This window comes from Kineococcus glutinatus, from assembly GCF_039542765.1.
Classification (GTDB): domain Bacteria; phylum Actinomycetota; class Actinomycetes; order Actinomycetales; family Kineococcaceae; genus Kineococcus_A; species Kineococcus_A glutinatus.
Genome location: NZ_BAABIL010000727.1, coordinates 1 through 2,939 on the forward strand (window position 1 = coordinate 1; position 2,939 = coordinate 2,939).

Below are 2,939 nucleotides of genomic sequence, written 5' to 3' on the forward strand. Positions count from 1 at the left end.
GCGTGGCCAGCGCGTGCGTGGCCGGCACCGTGGCGGGGATCGTGGCGGCGTGGGCGGGGGGCTGGGTCGACGCGGCGCTGCGGGCGGTGTCGGAGGCGTTCGTCGCGGTGCCGGCGCTGCTGGTGGTGCTCCTGGTGTCCGCGCTGGCCGGCGGTGACAGCCTCTGGGCGCTATACCTCGGCCTGGCGTTGGCGCAGTGGGTGGAGTACTTCCGCGTGGTCCGCGCCCGCAGCGGCCTGGTGCTGGGCTCGCCCGCCGTCGAGGCGGCCGGGCTGCTGCGGCTGGGGCGCCTGCACGTGGTGCGCCACCACCTGTGGCCGGAGCTGCGCCCGCTGCTGGGCACCCTGGCCTCGCTGGGGATGGTGACCTCGATCCTGGCCATGTCGACGCTGGGGTTCATCAAGGTGGGTCTGCAACCGCCGCGGGCCGAGCTCGGCCTGATGATCACCGACGCCTTCCCGTTCTACGACGTCGCGCCGTGGCTGTCCCTGGCGCCGATCGCCGTGCTGTTCCTGCTGACCGTCTGCTTCCTCGGCCTGCGCACCCCCGAGGAGGAGCGATGACCACCGACACGAGAGCCGACGCCCCGTGGGACGCCCCCGGGGGGACGGACGCCCCCCTCACCGCGCCCCGCGTCGTGGTCCGCCACGGCACCGACGTCCTCGTCGACGTCATCGACCTGCGCATCGAACCGGGGCGGGCGCTGACCGTCGTGGGCGAGAGCGGCTCGGGCAAATCGGTGCTCGCGCACGCCCTGATGGGCACCCTGCCGCGCGAGCTGCACGCCGAGGGGGTGATGAGCGTCGGCGGCACGCGCTTCGACCTGGCCGACCGCGCCGGCCGCAGGCGGCTGTGGGGTCGGCACCTGGCCCTGCTGCCCCAGGAGCCGGCGCTGGCGCTGGACCCGACGATGCGGGTGCGCGCGCAGGTCGCGGAGGGCGGGCGTGGCCGCACACCCTGTCCGGGGGCATGGCCCAGCGCGTGGCGTACGCCGCCGCCACCATCGGCGGCGCGCGGGTCCTCATCGTGGACGAGCCGTCCAAGGGGCTGGACCCGCGCGCCCGGGACCGCCTCGCCGACCTGCTCCTGGCGCACCTGGACGGCGGTGGCCTGCTGCTGACGATCACCCACGACCTGCGGCTGGCGCGCCGGCTCGGCGGCGACGTGCTGGTGATGCGCGAGGCCTGCGTGGTGGAGGCGGGAACCGCCGGGCAGGTCCTCACCGCCGGCGCGCACCCGTACACCCGGCGGCTGCTGGGGGCCGAGCCGAGCCGGTGGGACTTCCCGTGGATGCGCCGCGGCGCAGCGCCGGCGGCCACCGGTGCACCGCTCGTCGCCGCACACGGCATCACCAAGTCCTACGGCGCCGGCGACCTCTTCTGCGACCTGTCGCTGCAGATCCACCCGGGCGAGCGCTGGGCCTTCACCGGCCCCAGCGGCGCCGGCAAGACCACCCTGGGCAACGCCCTGCTGCGGCTCACCCCGGTCGACGCCGGCACGGTCGTGCACGCCGCGGCGACCCGGGGCGGGCGCGTGCAGAAGCTCTACCAGGACCCGGGGCTGTCCTTCCCGCGGCGCGTGCCGCTGGAGGTGACGGTGCGGGCCGCGATGCGCCGCCACGGCGTTCCCGGGGCCCGGCTGGCGGCCCTGCTGGAGCAGGTGGGCATCGCGCCCGAGATGCTGCGCCGCCGCCCGGACCAGGTGTCCGGTGGGGAGCTGCAGCGCATCGCGATCGTGCGCGCCATGCTGCCCCGGCCGGTGCTGCTGTTCGCCGACGAGGCCACCTCGCGCCTGGACGTCGCGACGCAGCAGGTGACGACCGACGTGCTGGTGCGGGAGGTCGACGAGGCCGGCTGCGCCCTGCTGCTGGTCACCCACGACGACGACCTCGCCGCGGCCGTCGCCGACCGGCGCCTGGAGCTGCCGGCGCGGGGACGGGCCGCGGCACCGGCGTGAGCGCACGCCGCCCGGTACCACAGCGGTACCGCTGTGGTACCGGGCGGCCTACCATGGCCGGGTGGCGATGAACCTGCGGCTCACCGAGGCCGAGACCGAGGCCCTGCGCCGGCGCGCGGAGCAGGAGGGGCGCTCCATGCAGGAGGTCGCCCGCGCCGCGATCAGCGACTACGTCACCGACCGCCCCGCCCGGCTGCGCGAGGCCATCGCCCGGGTCCGCACCGAGGACGCCGAGCTGCTGGCCCGGCTGGCCCGGTGACCCCAGCTCCCCCGCCACCGGCCGAAGGGCCCACCGACCCCGACCTGCTCGACGTCGACGACCTGGTGCAGATCGCGCAGGGCGTCGTGCCCGGGGTGCTCGTGCGCGATGCGGGGTTGCTCGCCTCGGCCGCCGCCCGCCCCCGCACCACCGTCCTGGGGCAGGACGCCTACCCCACCTTCGCCCACAAGGCCGCGGCGCTGCTGCACTCCCTCGTGCGCAACCACTGCCTCATCGACGGCAACAAGCGCCTGGCCTGGTCGGCCACCCGCGTGCTGTGCCTGCTCAACGGCGTCGACATCGCCTACGACGTCGACGAGGCCGAGCAGCTCGTGCTGGCCGCCGCCCGCGGCGAGCTCGACGTCGACGCCCTCGCCGCCAGCATCGCCGAACACCTCGTCCCCGCCGGCTGATCCCCGCCGGGGGCGACGCGGTCGGTGACGGGGTGGCCGGCGCGGTCAGCTCCCCAGCAGCCGCAGCGCCGCGTACGCCGTGCCCGCCACCAGCAGCCAGCTGCCCAGCCCCAGCAGCAGCGCCCGGCCCCCCGCGCGGCGCAGCACCTGCCAGCGGATCTGCGTGCCCAGCCCCACCAGCGCCGCCACCACCAGCACGTGCTGCACCCGCTCGGCACCGGCCAGCACGCCCGCCGGCAGCACCCCCGTGCTCGCCAGCACCACCGCGGCGGCGAAACCCAGCACGAAACCCGGCACCAGCGGCGGCCGCC

At 76.5% G+C, this 2,939-nt stretch carries 6 protein-coding genes; 5 read left to right on the forward strand and 1 reads right to left on the reverse strand.

Annotated elements, in window-relative coordinates; all coding sequences use genetic code 11:
* The 5 genes from ABEB16_RS20680 to ABEB16_RS20700 all read left to right on the forward strand — a co-directional run.
* The coding region (locus ABEB16_RS20680; protein WP_345714072.1) for an ABC transporter permease at positions 1 to 563 on the forward strand (563 nt) is incomplete at its 5' end.
* Positions 560 to 1,120 carry an ATP-binding cassette domain-containing protein gene (locus ABEB16_RS20685; protein WP_345714073.1) on the forward strand — a complete coding sequence of 187 codons (561 nt, stop codon included), beginning with the start codon at positions 560 to 562 and terminating at the stop codon, positions 1,118 to 1,120. The genes ABEB16_RS20680 and ABEB16_RS20685, both read left to right, overlap by 4 nt.
* A 170-nt stretch (positions 1,121 to 1,290) precedes the next feature.
* Positions 1,291 to 1,956 (forward strand): ATP-binding cassette domain-containing protein, encoded by a 666-nt coding sequence (locus ABEB16_RS20690; RefSeq protein ID WP_345714077.1) that lies wholly within the window; start codon positions 1,291 to 1,293, stop codon positions 1,954 to 1,956.
* A 61-nt stretch (positions 1,957 to 2,017) separates the two neighbouring features.
* Positions 2,018 to 2,215: a ribbon-helix-helix protein, CopG family gene (locus tag ABEB16_RS20695; protein ID WP_345714074.1), complete on the forward strand. Its 198-nt coding sequence runs from the start codon at positions 2,018 to 2,020 to the stop codon at positions 2,213 to 2,215.
* On the forward strand, positions 2,212 to 2,628 hold the full coding sequence (locus ABEB16_RS20700; RefSeq protein ID WP_345714075.1) for a type II toxin-antitoxin system death-on-curing family toxin: 417 nt from the start codon (positions 2,212 to 2,214) through the stop codon (positions 2,626 to 2,628). The genes ABEB16_RS20695 and ABEB16_RS20700 overlap by 4 nt, the downstream gene beginning before the upstream one ends.
* A gap of 45 nt (positions 2,629 to 2,673) precedes the next feature.
* Here the strand turns inward: ABEB16_RS20700 and ABEB16_RS20705 are convergent.
* Positions 2,674 to 2,939 (reverse strand): putative sulfate exporter family transporter (locus ABEB16_RS20705; protein WP_345714076.1); only part of this gene is annotated, 266 nt, incomplete at its 5' end.

Excerpts from the sequence above, each read along its gene's own strand:
- ABEB16_RS20685 (WP_345714073.1), top strand. The coding sequence starts at position 560 with ATGACCACCGACACGAGAGCCGACGCCCCGTGGGACGCCCCCGGGGGG.
- ABEB16_RS20690 (WP_345714077.1), top strand. The coding sequence starts at position 1,291 with ATGCGCCGCGGCGCAGCGCCGGCGGCCACCGGTGCACCGCTCGTCGCC.